Here is a 19,080-nt window from a genome sequence, read left to right on the forward strand (position 1 = left end):
CTTCTCCTGTTTCTCTGCGCTATGACGGCGCAGCAGGCCGAGACGGTGCTCGACCAGATAGGACTAATGGTTTTGCTACTGGACGGCGCCCGCTAAAGGAGGCGCCTTTTTGGAAGATACGCCCGGGATCACATTTCACCGGCCCCAGAGCACGCGTAAGTCCCCTCGGTCTTTGGTCACAATCGGTCCGACTGTGGCAGAGACGCCGACTCCAATGGCGTCCTGCCGCGTATCATGTCGGCCGCCTTCTCCGCGATCATCAGGGTTGAGGCATAGGTATTCGCGGAAGGCATGCTGGGCATAACGGAAGCGTCCACCACGCGTAGACCAGCCACACCGTGAACGCGCAATTCGTCGTCCACTACGGCCATCGGGTTGCTGCGCGGCCCCATCTTCGATGTACCAATGAGGTGCCAGACGGTCGAGCCATATTGTCTAAGGAAATCGAAGATTTCGTCGTCAGTCTCAACATCCGGACCCGGGAGGGTTTCATGATCGAAGTAGGGTCCAAGTTCGGGCCTATGCAGTAGTTTCCGAGCCAGCCGGACCCCGTTGATCATCGCTCGCCGATCAACGGGATGCGCCAGGTAATTTGGCTGAATCTCGGGATCGATGAACGGATCCGCCGCCCGCGCTCTCACATAGCCCGTGCTTTCGGGGCGGTGTTGCCACAAACCGCAACTCATCCCCGGAAAGTCATCCAGCAGGCTGACGAAGCCCGCCTTGTAGCTTGCGGGCGTGAAGACAATCTGGAGGTCCGCGCCCTCCATGAATTCTTCCGATTTCCAGAAGCAGTGCACGTGCGAGGGGCTGAGCGCGAGGATGCTCGGACGGCGGGCGAGCCAGCGCGCGACCTGGCCGACAAAAGCAGGACCGCGCGACAATTCGTTCATCGTCTTGATGTTCTTGGCACGCCCGACAACGCGAACGGAGTAATGGTCACGGAAATTCTCGCCGACTCCCGGGAGATCCTGAACCACCGACACGCCAAGACGCTGCAACAACTCGCCGGATCCCACGCCGGAAATCTGCAGAAGACGTGGCGTGTTGAGCGTGCCGCCTGATACAATGACTTCGCGGCGGGCGCGAACCTCCCGCACGCGGCTACGGTCACGCTCGTCGGTGTAGCGAACGCCGACCGCCCGATTGCCCTCGAAGACGATGGCGCTCGCGCGGGCATGTGTGCGCAGGTCCAGCCGGCCGGTTTTGCAGGCCGGAAGAAGGAACTGCCGTGCGGCGCTTCGGCGCAGCCCCTTCTCGATCGCGCGTTGGAAATAACCGACACCAAACTGCGAGGGTCCGTTGTAGTCCTTGTTACGAGGTATTCCCATGCCCGCCGCGCCGGCGATGAAGGCTTCCGACACTGGATGCCGCCAATCGGTGTCGGTCACAGGGATCTTGCCTTCTCGCCCGCGATAAAGGCTTTCGCCTTCGCCGATTCGCCGCTCGAATTTCTTGAAATAGGGGAGAACGTCCGCGTAGCCCCAGTTACGGTTGCCCTGCTGCGCCCAGCTGTTGAAATCTGCAGCCTGGCCTCGGTTGATGACCATGCCATTGATCGAGCTGGAACCCCCGACCGTACGACCGATCGGAATGGCGACAGGACGGCCATTCGTATTCGCCGTAGGTTCCGCTTTGAACTGCCAGGTGTAAGCTGGATTGAACATGATCTTGATAAAACCGGCGGGCAGGTGGATGTAGGGATGCCGATCGGATGGGCCAGACTCCAGCACGCAGACGGTCGTCTGCGGATCTTCGACCAAACGCCCTGCGACCACGGAGCCCCCTGCCCCGCTGCCGACTACGACGTAGTCGAAAGTATCCGCATCGTTTGCAGTCAGTGCCATCATGCGATCCCAGTCTCGGCCGCGACGGGCGCCGCGGTGAAAGTTAAGTTCCAAAGCCTGATCGCATGGCGAGCGTGTACGCGACAAGCGCTTCGACTTGCTTGCGTTGTGCCGCATCCAGGGATATCGCCGTGGTTTTCATAGGCCGAGATAAGCCCTGCGCACATGGTCGTTGGCCGAGATCTGGCGCGCCGGTCCCTCGAGCACGATCCTGCCCTGTTCCATGACGTAGGCGTGGTCAGCGAGCTCCAGTGCAGCGCGAGCGTTTTGCTCGACCATCAGCACCGTCGTGCCGCTATCCGCCAGGCGCCGGATTGCAGTGAAGACCTGATGCACGATCAACGGAGCAAGACCCGAGGAAGGCTCGTCGAACATGCAAAGTTTTGGCTTGGTAAGAAGTGCTTGCGCCATGCTGAGCATTTGGCGCTCGCCGCCGCTGAGGCGTCCCGCGCGCTGTCCGCGCTTCGCCTGCAGGTTCGGGAACATCTCGAAGATGGCGGCATCGGCTGGAGTAACACCGAGCGCAAGGTTCTCATCCACGCTAAGGCTGTCGAAGATCGGATGATTCTGCGGTGCTAGGGCGATACCGGCACGCACCACGCGATGCGCCGGCTGGCCTGTGATGTCCTGCCCATCTATCACCACCCGCCCCGTGCTCGGCGCGTATTGGCCGGAGATGACGCCCAGCAGCGTCGACTTACCCGCACCATTGGCGCCCAGTATCGAAACCAGCTGACCGCGCGCCACAGTTAGCGAGACGTCGTTCAGCTTCAGCCCTCCGCCGAAGCGGCTGGAAACGGACTGCACCGATAGCATAGCTTGAGCGGTCATGAGCCGAGATACGCCTGGATAACGGCATCATTCGACGCCACGGAAGCCGGATCGCCCTCCGCTATCACTCGTCCATAGTCGAGCACGGTCAGAAAGGAACACAGTTCCATGACGACCGCGAGCTTGTGCTCGATCAGCAATACCGTGCAGCCGAGCCGCGCGTGAATCTCACGTATCTGTTCTTTAACTAACTGGGTTTCCGTATCGTCAAGGCCGGCTAGAGGTTCATCCAGTAGCAACAATTTTGGACGACCGGCGATCGCCATGCCGATCGTGAGCAGACGTCGCTCGTAGTGACTGAGTTGACCGCCGCGGCGGTCCAGCAGCGGTCGAAGACGTGTCACGTCGGTGACCCAGTCGAGATAGGCGGAGTCACGTCGGGCACCGCAGAGCTCGGCAGCGTAGGCCAAGCTTTCCTTTACCGAATGTTGCAGCAGCACGCGGGGATGCTGAAAGGTCCGCGCGACGCCACGGCGCGCCACGCGCGCGGGCAGCGGGCGAATGCCATTACCGCCGAGCATGACCCGCCCGCGCGTAAGCGGCGCGTTGCCAGTTATGACGTTGAACAATGTTGTCTTGCCCGCGCCGTTCGGGCCGATAATGCCCCAAAGCGCGCCCGGCGTTACTGCGAGCGAGATATCATTGAGCACAACGTTCTCGCCGAATTGGCACCGCACATGTTCAAGGGCAAGGGTGGTCGCGGGCGCGGCGTCTGACCCTACAATAGGCCTAGGCAAGAGCGCCGCGGGCGCCGCGACCGACATGGTAACGCTCGTCGTCTTCGCGCCGCGCAAACCGAATACCCGCGCAATGCCATCATCGAGCAGCGGCAGCAGGCCCTGGCGGAACAGGAAGACATAGGCGAGTAGGAAAAGTCCGTAGAGCACCATCGACCATTGCGCGCTCGCCCGCAGCAATTCGGGAATGAGCGTGAGGATGATAGCGCCGATTGCCGGCCCTAGCAGCCGCCGCGCACCGCCAGCCATTACCATCACCAGCACGAAGACCGAGACTGCGGGCGCGATGTCAGACGGCGAGATGCCCTGGATGAAATGAGTGTTGAGACTGCCCGAGATACCGCCAATGAAGCTGGAGATCGCGAAAGCGGCAAGACGGTAGGAGATCGCGGGAACACCCAGCGAGCCCGCGACGGTCTCATCCTCGCCCAGTACCGTCAGGCCGCGTCCGAACCGCGTGCCTGTCGAACAAAGCCAGGCGACGACCAGCACCAAGGCCAATATAATGAGCGCGAAGTAATAGTAGACAACAGGATCAGAGAAAGTGAAGGGGCCGATATCCGGGGGATTGTCGAGCCCGAACATCCCGCTCATCCCGCCTGTTTCGGATGTCCAGGCGCTCAGAACAACGATTGCGATTTGGCTAAAGGTGAAGGTAGCGATTGCGAAGTAGAAGCCCTGAAGGCGCAAGCTGGTCAAGCCAAGCAATAAGCCGAAAGCTGCGGCTGTCATACCGGCCACGGGCAGCGCGACCCAATACGAAATGCCGAACTGCGCCGTCAGGATGCCCGACATATAGCCGCCGATGCCACCGAAGGTCGCCTGCGCCAGCGAGAGCCGCCCGGCTCGCACGACGATCGCGAGACCTGTCGCGAGGCTGGCATTCAGCGCCATCGTGACGAGCACGTTCAGGTCATACTGGGAGTTCATGATCCAAGGCACGCCGATGGCCGCCACCAGCAGCAGGGCTGCGCCGATGAGTCGCAGCACGCGGCGTGCGACGACCCCCTCGCCGCCTGGCGCGAGGCTTGTCGTTTCGGTTTGCGTCAAATTGTCGCTGACGACTTCGCGGCCTTGGCTCATGCCAGCCGGCCCTTTACGCCAAACAAACCTTGCGGCCGGAAGATCAGGGTGAGGATCAGCACCAACAGCGGCATAACCGGCGCGATGGTGCTCATCATGTAGCCGAAGGAGATCGTCGTCACGAGGCCGAGGATGAGACCACCCACTGCACAGCCGACGATATTGCCAAGCCCTCCAAGGATCACGACGGCGAAAGAGATATAGAGCGCGCTGTCATCGACAGTCGGCGACAGGCTGAAGACTGGGATGAGGAAGACCGACGCGACGGCGGAAAGTCCTGTGCCGAGACCGAAGACAATCCAATACTGCAGCCTGGTGTTGATACCGATGAGGCTCGCCCGCTGCGCATTATCCGCGACCGCCCGAATGATGCGCCCCCATCGCGTGCGCGACACCAAGATATAGATCGCGGCGAGGATGATGAGGCTCGCGATACCCGCGTAGAGGCGCGCGGAAGCGAAGATGAACGGTCCGACCGTAAGCGATTGGGCACCAGGCATCGCGATATAGCGATTTTGCGAACCCCAGGCGAGGATAGCACCGCCATGAATGACAAGCGCCAGCCCTAAACCGAAGATCAAGGTGGCATCTTCATTTCCTCGTAGTGGGCGGAATCCGATGACCTCCACCAATACGCCCGCTACGAACATGAGGATGAAGGCCAGCAGCACCGCGACCAGGTAAGGCGCGTGCAGTAACGTGGAACTCCAATACGCCGCGTATCCTCCCACCATATAGAGTGCGCCATAGGCGAAGTTGGCCGTCTTCATGATGCCGAAGACCATGCTGAGGCCAATCGACATCAAAGCAAACATGCCACCCAGGAGCAGGCCATTGACAACCTGCTGGAGGAAAAGCGACATCCGCGGCTCGTTACAGGCTGACCGGAGCGAAACTCTCGCCAGCCGCCTTACGCAGGTCGAGCAGTTGTTTGAGTGTCGGGTTCCAGTTGACGCTGCTGTTGCGCGGGTTGGCGGTATACCCTTCCCAATTCTCTGGCATCCAGCCGGCAAAACCGTTGTATTCGGCACCCGCGACAGGGTCGAGGCAGCTTTGTGTCATAAAATCGGCCTTGGCGTTGAAGCGTGCGAGCCATAGCGGCAGCTTCAGGAAAACGCCCTTGTCCTTGGTCATGATGGCGCCCTGCGGTCGCACCATGATCTCCGAAGCGCGCTCCTTACAGACATCGGGTATCGCCTGAATGGCATCCCGCGGATCGAGCGAGTTCGCCTTCTCCATCGCCCACAGCACGATCTTGGTCGAATCATAGCCGTGCCAGAACCAATTGTTCAGCCACAACCCAGTGTCTTTATGCAGCTTGGCGTTCAGCTCGGTGTGCTTCGCGTCCCAGAACACATAGGGGTAGGAGCCCTGATAAACGGTGCCGTCGACATTCTTGGCGCCGCCAGCATCTTGGAACGTTTCCGGTCCCCAGGCGCCCTCAGCCATCAGCGGGATTGTCGGAAGACCACCATTGCGCGCCTGCAAAGCGACCGCTGAGGCCGGGCCGTCGCCCATGATGATGTACAGAAGCTCAGCTTTTGAGTTCACCATCTTGGAGACTTCGGCCGAAAAGTCGGTCTGCGACGCCTGCAGGTAACTACGATTGACGACCTCGCCACCGAGTTCTTTGAAGGTATTGGCGAAAGAGAGATGGAAATCGGTTCCCCAGGTATTGGCCAGTTCGATGCTCGCCATCCGCCTCACCTTGAGGACGTTGTAGGCGTAGAGCGCAAGATACGGCGCCGAGGCTTGGGCCAGCGCGAATTCGTAGAAGCGAAGCTTATTTTTGGTGAGGCAAAGGTCCTTGCCGGTGATCCCCTCGACCATCAAGACATCGTTGCGAACGTTGATGCCCTGCACTGCCGCAGGCGCCTCGACCGAGACATAGCCTGCGGTGTAGTGCACCCCATCGGCTGCCAGACGCTTGAATGCAGACAGGCCGCCAGCCGCCGAATACATCTCGTCGCCGATGGGATTGGTCACCTGATAGCTGGTGCCCTTCACCTTCACACCGCCGGCAGCGTTGATCTCGTCGATCGCATATTTAATAGCGTGGATCCAAGGCTGGCTGACCACAGTGAAACCGCCAGATAGCGGCAGGATCGTGCCGAAGGCAATCTTGCCATCTTTGGCGAAGGTTGTCGTGTCGATCGCAGCATGCGCTACACGTCCGCCGAGTGCCGAAGAAATGAGCATGGCGCCGGCCGCGGCGCCAGAAGATCGGAAAAGCTCACGGCGACTGGTTTGCTTGAAGAAGATGGACATCGAAAACCTCCTTGGGATTCTTATTGTTTTAATGGGCAAGCACGTTTACGACTTGGCGGCAGCGGCACTCCTCTGTGCCTGGGCCGACTTGGCCTGGCGAACACGGCCCCCTGAGAGGCTGCCCCGCAATGCCGCCGCCTCTTCCGCCACGACGACAAGGCGATCAAGATCGACGCCAGTCGGCACGCCCATTCTCTCGAACATCCAGACGAGATCTTCTGTCGCGACATTGCCAGTGGCACCGGGCGCGAAGGGGCAGCCGCCAAGGCCACCACTCGCCGCATCGATCACCCGTACCCCGGCATTGTAAGCGGCGTAAGCATTGGCGGTTCCCATGGCGTAGGTGTCGTGACCGTGAAAGGCCCAGCGATCCGCGCTCGGATAATGAGCGATCGCAAGTGCTATCAGTCGATCGACTTGATCGGGCGTCGCCCGCCCTGTGGTATCACAAAGGCAAACCTCAACTTCGGGCCGCAGGGGAAGAAGGCGGCCAAGCAAGGAGATCATTGCGTCCTCCGACACTAATCCGGTGAACGGGCAATCAAAACTGGTCGCCAGATTGAGCCGGATCGCCACATGCGGTGGCGTCTCGTCCACGAAGCGAGCATACTCGGCAACCGATTCATCAACTGAACGCCGCAGATTGGCTTGGTTGTGCGCCTCGGAAACTGACAGAACGAAAGCCAGTTCCTGCGCCCCGGCAGCCACCGCCTCGGCAGCTCGTCGCGCCGTCGGCACTAACACCTGAGCACGCAAAGCGGGGATCGCCAGAGCGGCTTCCAGCACGGCCGCGGTATCGCGCATCTGCGGCATCGCACTGGCGCTGACGAAGGCGCCCACTTCCATGCGCCCGAGACCCGTCGCGGCCAGACTATGCAACAGAGCGATCTTGCGCTCGGTCGGGATCCACGGACCGATGGGCTGGATGCCGTCCCGCAAGGTGACATCAACGATCTCAAGGGCGTTCATCGGCTGACCCCTTCCGAGACCAGCTCCGCCAGCGCGGCATCAGACATAGCGAGCAGGCCGCCGAAGACCTCCCGGTTATGCGCGCCGATCGGAGGACCGGGCCAGCGGATTTGCCCCGGATCCTCCGGCACATGCGGCACGATGCCGGGGTGCAGCACGCGGCCGAGCAACGGGTCCTCGACCTCCCGCACCATGCCGCGGAACCGAAATTGCGGATCGGCCGCGACATCGGCGATGGAATAGGCGCGGGTCGACGGAACATCGGCCGCCGCCAGCACTCTCTCCAACTCCGCGATGTCCCGCTGCTCGGTCCATTGCGTTATCCGCGCGTCCAGCGCCTCGGCATTGGCGACGCGCGCCTGATTGCCCGCGTAGCGCGGATCCTCGAGGAGGTCGGGCGCTTCCATCGCCCCCGCCAAACGGCGAAACAGCGCATCCGAATTGGCGGCGATGAGCAGCCAGATGCCGTCTCGTGTGCGATAGGCATTGGTGGGTGCCGCGGTCGCTATGCGGCCACCGCTCGGCTGGCGGACAATCCCGAGCGCTCCATACTCCGTCAGCGCACCCTCGAGCAGGCTGGCGATGGACTCGCTCAGCGCGACATCGACCGAGACGCCTTTGCCACCTGCGGCGCCCCGCTTCCACAGCGCCGCCATGATGCCGAAGCAGGCATAGATGCCGGCCACCGAATCGCCGATGCTCAAACCCACCCTCACCGGCGGCAGATCGCTGGTGCCCGGCGCGTGGTTGGTGAGGTAGCGCAGCCCGCCCACCGCCTCGCCGATGACGCCAAATGCTGCGCGGTCGCGCTGCGGACCGTCCTGGCCGTAGCCGGAAATGCGGGCGATGACGAGATCTGGTCGTGCGGCGCGCAAAGCCGCTTCGGTCAGCCCCATCCGGTCAAGCTGTCCGGGGCGAAAATTCTCCACCAGCACATCGCAATGGGTGACGAGTGCAAGGACGGTCTCACGACCCTTCGTATGCTTGAGATCGAGCGTGACACAGCGCTTGTTTCTGCCATGAACGGACCACCATAGCGGTTCGCCTGCCAGCCGGGCGCCCCATTCGCGCACCGGATCACCCTTGGGCGGCTCCACCTTGATGACGTCGGCGCCAAGATCGCCAAGCAACCGCGTGCAAAACGGGGCGGCGACGAAATGGCCAAGTTCCAGCACACGCAAACCCGTCAGAGGACCCGATGAGGGCGGCGCATCGCTCGTCGTGTTCTCGGTCACGCGATCTCTTTGCTCGGACCGCCAAGGCATAGCGCTGCGACAACGGCCACCATCGTTAATGGTGTCATGGATCATTCCCACCTGTATCGAGCCGGTCTTCTGCCGGCTCCACAGGAATTTGGCGGCCATTTCGCCCGTGCGACCATTCCTAATCCAGCAAGGGAGGTTTCGCCTTTGGCGTGGTCGACCGCGATTAAGAGGTGAAGATATCCTCCCCGACCAGATGCGTGATGAGGAGCCGGCCCGCGGTCGACAGCGTCTCGCGATCGCGAAAGCACAGCGCGAGGGAGCGTTTCGCCCAAGGTTCGTCGAGCGGCCGTACAACGATGCGCATGACCTGCGCGAAAGGAGCTGAGGCCGCCTCCGGCAAAATGCCGATGCCGAACCCCGCTTCGACCATGCGTCGCACCCCGTCGAAGCTTGCGACATTGACACGCTCCCGAAGGGTCTCTCCGAGAATTGCGGCCTCTCGCCGATATAGTGTCTGCAGGGCCATCGCAGCTGACATCCCGACAAAGGGCTCCGTCACGATATCGGAAAACCGCAGCGGTGCGTCGGTCAGCGCCAGCGGATGAGCTTGCGGCACTACCACCATGAGCCGGTCGTTCAGCCAATGGACGAGCTGCAGGCCGACATCCGGCAAAGTGCCGGAGACCAAGCCGATATCCGCGGTCCCAATCTGCACAGCATGTAAAATATCTGTACTGATGCGCTCTTCCAGCGAGATCTCAATTTCGGGATGCAGCACCTGGAAGGTCGCGAGAGCTTCGGGCAAGGATCCGGCGATAGCTGATAGATTCGCATGAAGTCGGATATAGCCACGCACGCCTGCGGCGAATGCTTCGAGATCGAGCGCCGTGCGCTCCAGCAGATCGAAAAGCACGTCCAGGTGGCGCATAAGCACTTCGCCGGCGGCGGTAGGCTCCACTCCTCGATCATGTCGCCGAAGAAGCGAAGTACCAACCCGGGCTTCCATCTCGGCGATACGCCGACTAACAGCCGATAGCGCAAGATGTTCACGTTCTCCTGCGCGCACTAAACTGCGCTCCTCGACCGCAGCTTTAAACAAGCGGAGTGTGACGAGATCTAGACCGAGGCCCGACCAAGACCCAGCTCGGCGGGGCCGCTGATTCATTGTCGCTCCGCGGCACATAGGAGATAGAAACCCATCACGCTCCCTGCCTCATCTATCCTGCCGCGAGTGTCTAGGGAAAAGTCGCAGAAAATTCGCATCGTAGTTTGGATGAGCCCGCGAGCTGCTTCGCCGGCCGCATCGCTACAAGGCATCTGAAAAAGCGGGCGAGTTGGCGGCGCGCACTCTGCTCCCGCCCACCGGCCTCGCACCCGCGGTTACCGGGTCGATTACGGCAACGCGTTCTCCTCCAATGGCCAGGCACGGTAATAATTGATTACCGTGCCTATCTAGGCACACGCATGCAGCCCCAAATGGCTAAGGCGTTGATTAGACCTGTAATTTGTTAAAGTCGAAGACCGCGACGATGGCAAACGTTATGGAGCTGATTTTCATCGCCACAACTAGGCATTCTACGGGGTTCTAGAGCTTATATTGTGCCGTCGGTTGGCCGCTTCCAGCTTGTTCCAGATAGATGGCAACGGAAGCGACCATCATAGATATCGCTAGTCTCTTTGTGATTGAAAAGAGAGACGCTCCCCCCTTACTTCGTCCACGCCGCTAAGACTCCCAAAACTTGCCGGCAGCGGGGATAAAGCGACGCTCATCATCCCTGATGCGGTGGGCTACGCCCTGAGGGCAAAGCTAAGCGACATAAGTCACAGGCGACCTTGAGACCCCGGTAGGTGATGCTTCTTCAAATTTTGATGGCGACCTCGCCACCAGCGATCGAGCACAATCCCCGCCGTCAAAACGGCCAATGCCCCTAGGGGGAAGACGAGCTGGCCAGTTCGCTGGCCGGGCGCGGCCAGCCACCCTGCAAGAAAGAAAAAGCCTGCGATAACCGTGCCGAGGACCAAAAGGTAGATGCGCAGAGTGGACCACAGCCACCTTCCCGGCTTGGGAGGGAGCACCGTTCTTACATTCAGGTCCGCCCGATACTGGCTCATTCGCCCCTACTCACGCATAATCCTAATGGCCTCAATCAGACCAAATACGCCGAACACCCCAATCATGGCCACGTCTACTGTCTGGAACAAGTAGGACAGTGGCAGACGATTATACACCAACATCTCCTGGCCGCCATTTAGATACCGGATCAGGTGATCGACCGCCGCCGAGCAGATCACTAGCACGGAGGCGATCAGGGCGTGGCCGATGACGATGACGGCACCGCGGATCGCTTTGTGAAGGCTCTCTAGCAAGGGCTCACCGCCCCCCTGCCCGCTTCAACTGCTCCTCTAGCTGCCTTATCTCTTGATCGAGTCGATCACGATCTCGTCGCAGCTTGTCTCGCCTCACTTCTAATTCCATTAAGTCAGACCGCTTCGGGCGGGTCTTTTCTTTGCGCCACGCGACTAATTCGGACCGGCGAAGCTCAGGTCGCACCAGCCCCTCAGCCTCCGCGGCCTCGAGGGTTGGCGGATCAAGCGTCGAAAGCAGATAGATTGTCGAATAAGACCCTGGCAGTCGGGACATAGGTATGGCCCGGCTCGCATCCATTTCGATTGCCCAACGAGCGGCTTCTCGAAGCTGATAGGCGGTTCGAGCGGTAAACGGAAGCCGTCCCTCAACTGCCGCGGTATATTCACCGTGCGGGAGAAGCTCTTTGGCTCGGATTAACAGGCGCCCGATGTCAAGAAAGGCTGCGTGGGCCTTCGACCAAAGCGTGTTGATCGCATGCACATAGTCGTCCGCCTTGATCGGCTCAGACCGAACCGTCTGTAGTGCCTGAACACGAACATCGCCTTCAAGGAGAACCGGCGGCGGAGCGTTATCAACCCTTAGTCTTGCCACGACGTTTCCTCCAGATTTGACCTTTGACAAATTTCCACACGCCACCAATCTCATCGGCGCCCACGTGGTTCGGCACGTCGATCAAACCCAGTCCCTTTGCAGCAGCTCTGGCGTAGTCGGTGCGATCAGCGACCTCGACCGGGCAGATATCGCCATATTCGAGCAGATACGACTTCACTGCATTGATATTTACTCGCGGCTTCACGAAATTTAGCACGACAACCGCCCTTTTCCCTTCGTCCCGAAGATGCCTTAGGAACGGCGCCGCACTCTCAGCATCATCAAACGTCGGGCGACAAGGCACAAGCGTAACGTCTGCGGCAGCTAAAAGCTCAGAGAACGCCCTCGGCTGCGTTTCAATCGACGGCGGCGTATCGATCATGATCACGTCATGCAAAGAAAGCTCCTGATCATCGAGTAGCGCGTCGGCCTCATCCCAAACAACACGATAGTGCGGTATCTGAGGGACGTCTTTGGGCCGTCGCCTTGACCAAATCGTTAGTGTAGCTTGTGGATCAAGATCGGCAGTCGCAACCTTGATTCCATCCCAGGCAGCGGCCACAGCCAGGTTGCGCGCCATCATCGACTTACCGACGCCACCTTTCGGGGATGTCATTAGAACACGAAGTACCATGATGTCTCCTCTCCAAGATCTGTTAGCATCAGCACATCAAGTGTGGAAGAAAATACTGACGCGTTAGGAATCTTCGCGACCTTATTCACTCAAAACACTGACCGGTCAGCGCTTCGGCGGCCCTAGCATTCTCGTATCTCGTTCGTGTCCCAAGCTAAAGTGGGGCCCGCTGTCCACCGGGGGAGCCCACGTGTAAGAATCGGCTGGTCACTTCGAGTGCCGGCGCGTCACTGGCCGGAGGGTTTGCTGAAGCAGCAATGCGGCCCGCCGCCTTATGAGAGAGAACTGAGAATGTATGCGTGTCGCTTTCCAAGCCGTAGAGCGTGGCGCGACGGCGCGGGGACAGTTCGGTCGGCCAATTGTTAAAAGACGAACTTACGGTAAGCGCCGCCAAAACGGAGAGTTTTTTGAGAGCGGCCCAACGCATAAATATTGGAAGTTAACGACGCTGCATGATGCCACAATATGCGTTGGGAAAGTTCATGAAAAATAGTAGGCCGAACATTGTACGTCAGTCAGCTCAGAAGCATCGGCAATACTCTCGTTCCGAGAGCTTTTTGGATGGCTTTCGCGCAAGTGTTTCGGCGTTCGGCCTCTATCACCTCGGGCTGAGTGACCGCCGCGACGCCGTTGCTCTTTATCCACTTGCGAGCACCGGTCGAACGGAGCTTCTGGGGACCACAAGCTATTTTGGCCGCACCATATTTATGATCGAGCTCTGTCCTCGCACTGGTGAGGAAGTGCGCGGGCAGCGAAGCGATCACGAGCGATTGTGAAGACTGCTTTTGGGTAAAACAGCGCATTGAGACTCTAAGTATGGCCGCACGCTCGACTGACGCCAAAGTACATCAACTGCCGGCGCATGAACACGCTCGAGAACTGCAGCCAAATCAGGCCTGTGTCTCAGTGGTGAGAAACGCGTCACGACGAGAAGCGGCGCCCAGCGCGCGCGAGCGCCGCCGTGAAGTCTAATCCGTACGGGACCGAATATAGAATCGTGCTGGCGACCGGCGGCTGACTGACATTTTTCAGCGCCTCTGCTTCTTTTGACTATCGAAGCGCGCGTCACTGTCAATGGTTAGACAAAGTTCGCGCCGGTCCGCCGGACGTGTGCAAGGTGCACGTTGGCGTGATAGAAGAACCTTCAGTTTCGTGACGGTGTGGGCGCTGGATCATGCGATCGAGCGTTGAACATAATAGTGCGCTCGAAGCCATGCCGGCTTGGTTCGCACGCTACGTGTTGTTGCATGAACTACGCTGCAGAGGAGGTCGTGAGCCGTGATCCTAAGCAAGTCACGCTATCGATACGATATAGCAACGAGCTGGCTGGTGGGATGAAAACACGGGGTCTGCTCGCGCGCTTTGGGGGTTGAGCGGTGTCGGATGGCCGATCGTGTGATCTTTTAATGGCGAGACTAGGCTACGGGGTACCGTGAAAGAGCTGAACGGTCGCCGGGTACGATGCTAGGCTCCCTCGTGCAAACGAATTGAAGATGGTGATGGGGCCGAGCTGAGAAAATAAGAGGAGGGAAGGGGCCCCGCGGAGCCCGACGGTCATCTGAATGGGATGGTTGCAACGTGAATTTGTGGTAGCTGTCGGCTCGCAATAAAGTCTGTGGTACCTCGTTGGTGGTTTCCCAGAGCGTTACGCGGCTGGTTGTCGCTCTGGGGTTGGCGCTGGCGATGATGGCGAGCCCGTTGCTCCGTTCGCTCTAAACCGGCGTCAACCTGCTGATTCTGATGAAATGGGGTTAAAAAGATGCGACGGGACGGCGAGGGGAAGCCGACTATCTCAAGACCTCGGTCGACTGCCAATCGAGATCGTACATGATCCTGCGCTGGTTGCTGAACCGGCTCGTAACAGCTTATAAATTAGTTTCCAGAAGCTTGAAGCCTTGGACCATTGTCCGAGGCACAGCGGGCTGTGAGGGCTTGAGGGTGATGCCGGTTCTCGTAACCTCGATATTTGCGTGAGGATAGGCCGTGAGTACGTGAGGCATGACCTGCCTGATGTTTTGCGCAATCCTAGCTGTCGGCGACTCTGAGCCTAGTTGGCTTTGAAGGTGCTCCCACCGCAGGTGGACGTCTGTCGTCAGGCGCGGAAGCCGGTAAGCGAATAGGGCATATAAATCGAGGCCCAGGGAGTTTCCAGCGAGGATCGCGATTCCCCGTTTATCTAAAGGCACCGCGTGTTCTTTTAGGTGAGAGTGAAACTTCTCACTCAACTCGACGGTTCCCGACCAGTCGTCTCGGCTGGAGTTCAAAAGCTCCAAACCCTCAACAATCTTTGTATCGGAGATAATGGTCTTCTCATGCCCAGATTCGGAAATATTGCTCCATTCCAGGGAGAAGCTGCACCTGGCAATTCGCATGCATTGTTCCCGCACGGCGGTGACGGAGCCCCGCGGACCACCGCTAATAGATAGTCCAAGCGAACGCAGGAAGGCGCTGAGGCTTGACCCGAGCGAGACAGTCCTGGATTTCAGGCCTTCCGTCTGGAGGTGAATCATAATAAGCCGCGCCTTCGGTCCATACGGGACGCCTACGTAGCCGGACGTCGAGTCATCTCCTGATGGTGGTTTTAGTTTTTTGGAGTTTTGTTTGGTTTCGGAGATAACTCCTGGCACTACAATCAGAGTAAAGCGACCAGACTGACGCTTCCAATATTGGTGATTCGAGTCTGGCCGTGAGTGTGGGAGGCAGGTTTGCGCCAGCCCGGAATGCAGGAACGAGAGATCGCCAATTGTCGGAACTGCACTCAGTAGATCATGCACAGTCTCAATCCGATTTGTTAACCTGGAGCGAACACTTGCCGTGCGGCCTTCTGCTGCCGCGAGGCGGAGGCTTTCATCGAGGCCGAGGATCTCCAACTGCTGCGAGACGTCGCTCATCGCCGACTCCTACCGATCACGGTTCCAGATCAGAACCTTACAGCTCGGTGTGGGTATGTGACATCAGCATAATTTGGGAAAACCACCTCCCATTGCCTGAAACCTACCGAATGCAGCAAGAGAAACTCGCTAACCTACCGGATTCAGCATGGAGCCAGTCATGCCACCGAGCTCGAACATACCGAAATCAGCAGTTTCTCGCCCCAGATCGCGCGTTCCTAACGGAATCAGCAGGGACTGTGCTCGACTCGAGGCCCAACTGGATGAGGGGAAGGGAAGCCTTCTGAGCCATTTCAGTGACTTAACTTCGCAGGCCGTTAAATGGTGGCTGCTGAATCCGGTAGGTTCTCTGCTGAATCGGGGATCTTTTTTCAGAAGCCTCTGCTGAATTTGGTAGGTTTCCCCGAGCTCGTATCCCTGCTGAATTCGGTACAAGCGATGTTCCAAACTTCGGGGAAAACTGCCCTGATATAGGTAATCTTATAGGACTTATTATAGGTAAAGTATGATACCGGATTCAGCAGGTAAAACTGGCGCTCTTGTACCCTATTCAGCATAGATAGTTTGAACGCGATCCCGAATTCAGCAAGACGCTAAGACGGATTCATCTGTGGATAACCTCTTATACCGAAGTCATCTGTGGATAACGAGAAACCAGTTCCGACCACTACTTGCAGGGGGTCTCACCATCGCCTTTGAACTGACGGCTTCGTACATGAGCTGTTGTCGGTTCGGCTTCCCTCGGCGTGACAAAAATCAAGCGGCTGAGCTTCGGCGTTCCGAGAGGACGTTTGGCATGGTGCGCTGCGGCGCGAGGGCAATCCTCGGCAAGCTTTATGTGAGCCGCCTTCCAGGCGGATAAGAAAGAAAATCAACATATTCGAGGCCGTCGACTGCAGTGAACTTCACGCAATTCCTGGTTTACCGTGCCTGTCTGTGCGTGAAGAACCAGTTGCCACAGTCGCCGGATGGACTGAGACTGAGCAGGGCAGCGGCCGCGTCGCGGGGCAGGCGGTGGGTCCCTTTGTGGGCAGCATGGCGGCTGAGGGGAGCACACAGTTCTGCCGCCTGACGCCGAAGCGCCTTTACCTGCGGCGCGCCGTTAAACCGTGGCCGCCAGCCCAACCAAGCTGCTGGATCTCTGACCGTGATCGAGACGCCCGCCGAGCCTCGCACGCAGGGCCGCGGAGGTTTCGCGAGCGGCGTCGACGCTGACACTGCCGCAAGCCGACTGGCTGCGGCACGATCTCGTGGTCAGCGGACCGGCGGAGGATGTCGCGGCGCTGCGGCTGGCGGCGGAAGGGGCGGGGCTATTCCCTGGCACTTGCCGGATCTCGATCTCGCGGAGGAGGATCGCGTGCTTTCCTTGGTCAAGCCGCCGGATGGTTCGCCCGGCTTGCGAATCGCCGCCGCCCGCGTGCTGGCGCCGCAATTGCGCGGCCGTCGAGGATTATCAGCAGCGGGTGATCGCGGCGGCCGGCCGCAGCCGCGCCTGCCCATTCGACCTGCATGCGCTGCTGCCCGTGCCCTATGCGCACCCCCGGCAGGGACCCGACGACCCCGCGAGCATCGCCTGGCTGCGGCGGCACTGGGGAACGATCCAGTCGTTCGTCCGGAATCCGCCGCGGCAGCGGAACAGGATGCGGCGGTGGAGCTGCGCCGCCCTCGACGACCTGGCGGCGATGCGGGACGCTGGGGTCTGGCAGCAGCAGCGGCCGCAGCTTGGGCTGGATGTTTTTGCCCGGCGGCCAGCGGCCGTGCCGCGAGAGGGCGGCTATGTCGCGCTGATGGAAGCCTGCCTGGTGGTGCTGCGGGGCAGGGATGGGTGCCGCCGACGAACGACTCCGGTGATGATCTCTATGCGAGAAACGTGTCGGACATAGGTATAACACCGGGTCTGTGCCTGGGCCTTCCGGCTATGGCCGGTGTCCGGTCGAAACAGGGTGCAGTTCATCCCACCCTCGACTGCGACGAGACACCCTTCCGGTTCGGGCGGTCGACGCAGCTTTGCACCGAGTCTTCTGCGGCACTACTCCATTGGGAACAGACCGATTCCCGGTCAATAGAGCAACGTCTGCCAACCCATCTGTTACGCCCGCGTTAAAGGGGAAGCACTGCCGCCTACCTACGGGGGCGGCGTCGCTTCATCTTGACCAAACTCTTTATTAATGCCTCTTCCAGAAACCGACGATCTCCGCGAGCAAGTCTTCGGCGCTGAGTTCGCTTCCGTCGTCGAGAGTAATCACAAGAGGTTTGGCGAAGCTGCTAGATATGCGCGAAGAGACGCCAGGTTGGGTCCGGGTCGTGGTAGTGGCTTTCGAGTGTTTCCGAAAACGTCTTGTGCCATTTACGATGCTGCGGATTATCACAAATAAACAAGCCACCGACGCTTCGTTGGGATAGCGACGTGCAAAATCCTCCTCAGAAAACCTCGCTTGATTAGTCCATTCATACAACTGATAGGCTATAGTTAGGCATATTACTGCACGGCGCGGTGATGCGCTGCGGACTAAGAAACTTCTATATAACGGTAGGAGAATCTCCTCGAGGAAGTCATCGACTTCTTGGGTGCCGAAGGATTTCTCGCCCATGCCATTGCCTCATCGATCAAAATCCCCGTGTGGTCCGATTGGTCATGGCCCGTTGACGTGCCGCTTGGGAGAGTGGGGTTGCCAGCAGCCTGGGCTATGCGATCAGTCGTCTCGGTCTTCCGGTCAGCCCGTGATATTGGGCATCTCACCGATAAAAGAACAATGCCTAATTGGACTGTTGACGCAGCATCCGTCCTCGGACGTGACTGAAGTCCCTACCCCTGGCTGTCAAAGTAGCAGGGGGTCTCCCGCTGAAATAGAATTGAGCCGCTCCGAGCCGGCAGAAGGTCTGACCTGGTGCCTCGCGCGAAAATCGGCCAACAGGGTCTATTGATCGTACTCGGGGCAAAGCCCCAAAACCGCGCTCTTGATAGGCGCGCGATCGCGTTCCGCGCGGGACGGCGCTTCGCCCGTTGTTCGAGATGACCGCGGTAGAAGTCACAATCCTGACCCTGCTCTGACCATGGCGGCTTGTGGGTCGTGCTGGAGGGATCTCGGACCGAGGTGGGGATGAAGGAGCACATGACGCGCCGCAAAAACTGTTGACGAGGTCCAAATTCTGCAACATAAGTTGCTCAACAGATCAGGGAGGAATATTCATTATCAAGGCCCCCTCTGGGGTTGCCGCCGGTATGCCGCCAAACTTGCGGTCCGGTCTCCAGATATCAGCTGGTTAGCTGGTACCTGCGATACTCAGGCGACACAGCCGAGAAGCCCGCGGGCTTATAGAAGCGCTATGCTGGAGCCTCCAGCATCTTCTGTAGATGCGTTCGGTGCGGGGATAACCCTCATCTACGTCGTGGCAGTGGTCTTGACCATGCTCGGGTTGCAACGCGCTGGCCTGGTTCAAAGTGCACGGCTCAGGTTGTTTGTTAGCGGTAGCCTCATACGTTGAGAGAAGCGGATCGTGCACGTCGGCTGCTTACTTATCGAACCGCGGCAAGACAGGAAATATTTACAACTGTGGTGCCTGTCGGCCCCTGCGGGAATACGTCCTGTATGGTGAGTGAATCTTCGTTTGCTGACGGGCTTCAATGTGAGCCAAACCGAAAAGGGAAAGAAAAA

The 19,080-nt window shown here is 59.3% G+C and carries 12 protein-coding genes; 1 reads left to right on the top strand and 11 read right to left on the bottom strand.

The features are described 5' to 3' along the window. Positions 1–176: 176 nt before the first annotated feature. The 11 genes from GSQ92_RS24250 to GSQ92_RS24305 form a co-directional block, all read right to left on the bottom strand. A complete protein-coding gene (locus GSQ92_RS24250; RefSeq protein ID WP_159014145.1) occupies positions 177–1,847 on the bottom strand; it encodes a GMC family oxidoreductase in 1,671 nt (556 codons plus the stop codon). Positions 1,848–1,985: 138 nt separating this feature from the next. Next, positions 1,986–2,678 carry an ABC transporter ATP-binding protein gene (locus GSQ92_RS24255; RefSeq protein ID WP_216856927.1) on the bottom strand — a complete coding sequence of 231 codons (693 nt, stop codon included), beginning with the start codon at positions 2,676–2,678 and terminating at the stop codon, positions 1,986–1,988. Further along, positions 2,675–4,498, bottom strand: coding sequence for an ABC transporter permease subunit (locus tag GSQ92_RS24260; protein WP_159014147.1), 1,824 nt, complete (start codon positions 4,496–4,498; stop codon positions 2,675–2,677). Before GSQ92_RS24260 ends, GSQ92_RS24255 begins: the two co-directional genes overlap by 4 nt. After that, entirely contained in the window at positions 4,495–5,361 is an 867-nt protein-coding gene (locus GSQ92_RS24265) for a branched-chain amino acid ABC transporter permease (protein ID WP_159014149.1), read from the bottom strand. The genes GSQ92_RS24260 and GSQ92_RS24265 overlap by 4 nt, the downstream gene beginning before the upstream one ends. A 10-nt stretch (positions 5,362–5,371) precedes the next feature. Further along, complete coding sequence (locus GSQ92_RS24270) at positions 5,372–6,766, bottom strand: ABC transporter substrate-binding protein (RefSeq protein ID WP_159014151.1); 1,395 nt, start codon at positions 6,764–6,766, stop codon at positions 5,372–5,374. A 45-nt stretch (positions 6,767–6,811) separates the two neighbouring features. Then, complete coding sequence (locus GSQ92_RS24275; protein WP_159014152.1) at positions 6,812–7,735, bottom strand: hydroxymethylglutaryl-CoA lyase; 924 nt, start codon at positions 7,733–7,735, stop codon at positions 6,812–6,814. Further along, positions 7,732–8,970, bottom strand: a complete 1,239-nt coding sequence (locus GSQ92_RS24280; RefSeq protein WP_254066676.1) for a CaiB/BaiF CoA-transferase family protein — start codon at positions 8,968–8,970, stop codon at positions 7,732–7,734. The genes GSQ92_RS24275 and GSQ92_RS24280 overlap by 4 nt, the downstream gene beginning before the upstream one ends. Before the next feature lie 193 nt (positions 8,971–9,163). After that, complete coding sequence (locus GSQ92_RS24285; RefSeq protein WP_371418583.1) at positions 9,164–10,123, bottom strand: LysR family transcriptional regulator; 960 nt, start codon at positions 10,121–10,123, stop codon at positions 9,164–9,166. A gap of 935 nt (positions 10,124–11,058) precedes the next feature. Further along, positions 11,059–11,307 carry a hypothetical protein gene (locus tag GSQ92_RS24290; RefSeq protein ID WP_158805153.1) on the bottom strand — a complete coding sequence of 83 codons (249 nt, stop codon included), beginning with the start codon at positions 11,305–11,307 and terminating at the stop codon, positions 11,059–11,061. A gap of 572 nt (positions 11,308–11,879) precedes the next feature. Beyond that, the gene (locus GSQ92_RS24300) at positions 11,880–12,533 is read right to left on the bottom strand and encodes a ParA family protein (protein WP_158805155.1); all 654 of its coding nucleotides are present in this window, start codon (positions 12,531–12,533) and stop codon (positions 11,880–11,882) included. A gap of 1,865 nt (positions 12,534–14,398) precedes the next feature. Next, positions 14,399–15,424: a replication protein RepA gene (locus tag GSQ92_RS24305; protein WP_158805156.1), complete on the bottom strand. Its 1,026-nt coding sequence runs from the start codon at positions 15,422–15,424 to the stop codon at positions 14,399–14,401. 1,250 nt (positions 15,425–16,674) lie between these two features. On the opposite strand from GSQ92_RS24305, the gene GSQ92_RS24310 reads away from it, so the two are divergent. Beyond that, on the top strand, positions 16,675–17,307 hold the full coding sequence (locus GSQ92_RS24310; protein ID WP_159014156.1) for a hypothetical protein: 633 nt from the start codon (positions 16,675–16,677) through the stop codon (positions 17,305–17,307). The last annotated feature ends 1,773 nt before the right edge of the window (positions 17,308–19,080 follow it).

Source organism: Acidisoma sp. S159, from assembly GCF_009766125.1.
In the GTDB taxonomy this organism is placed as follows: domain Bacteria; phylum Pseudomonadota; class Alphaproteobacteria; order Acetobacterales; family Acetobacteraceae; genus Acidisoma.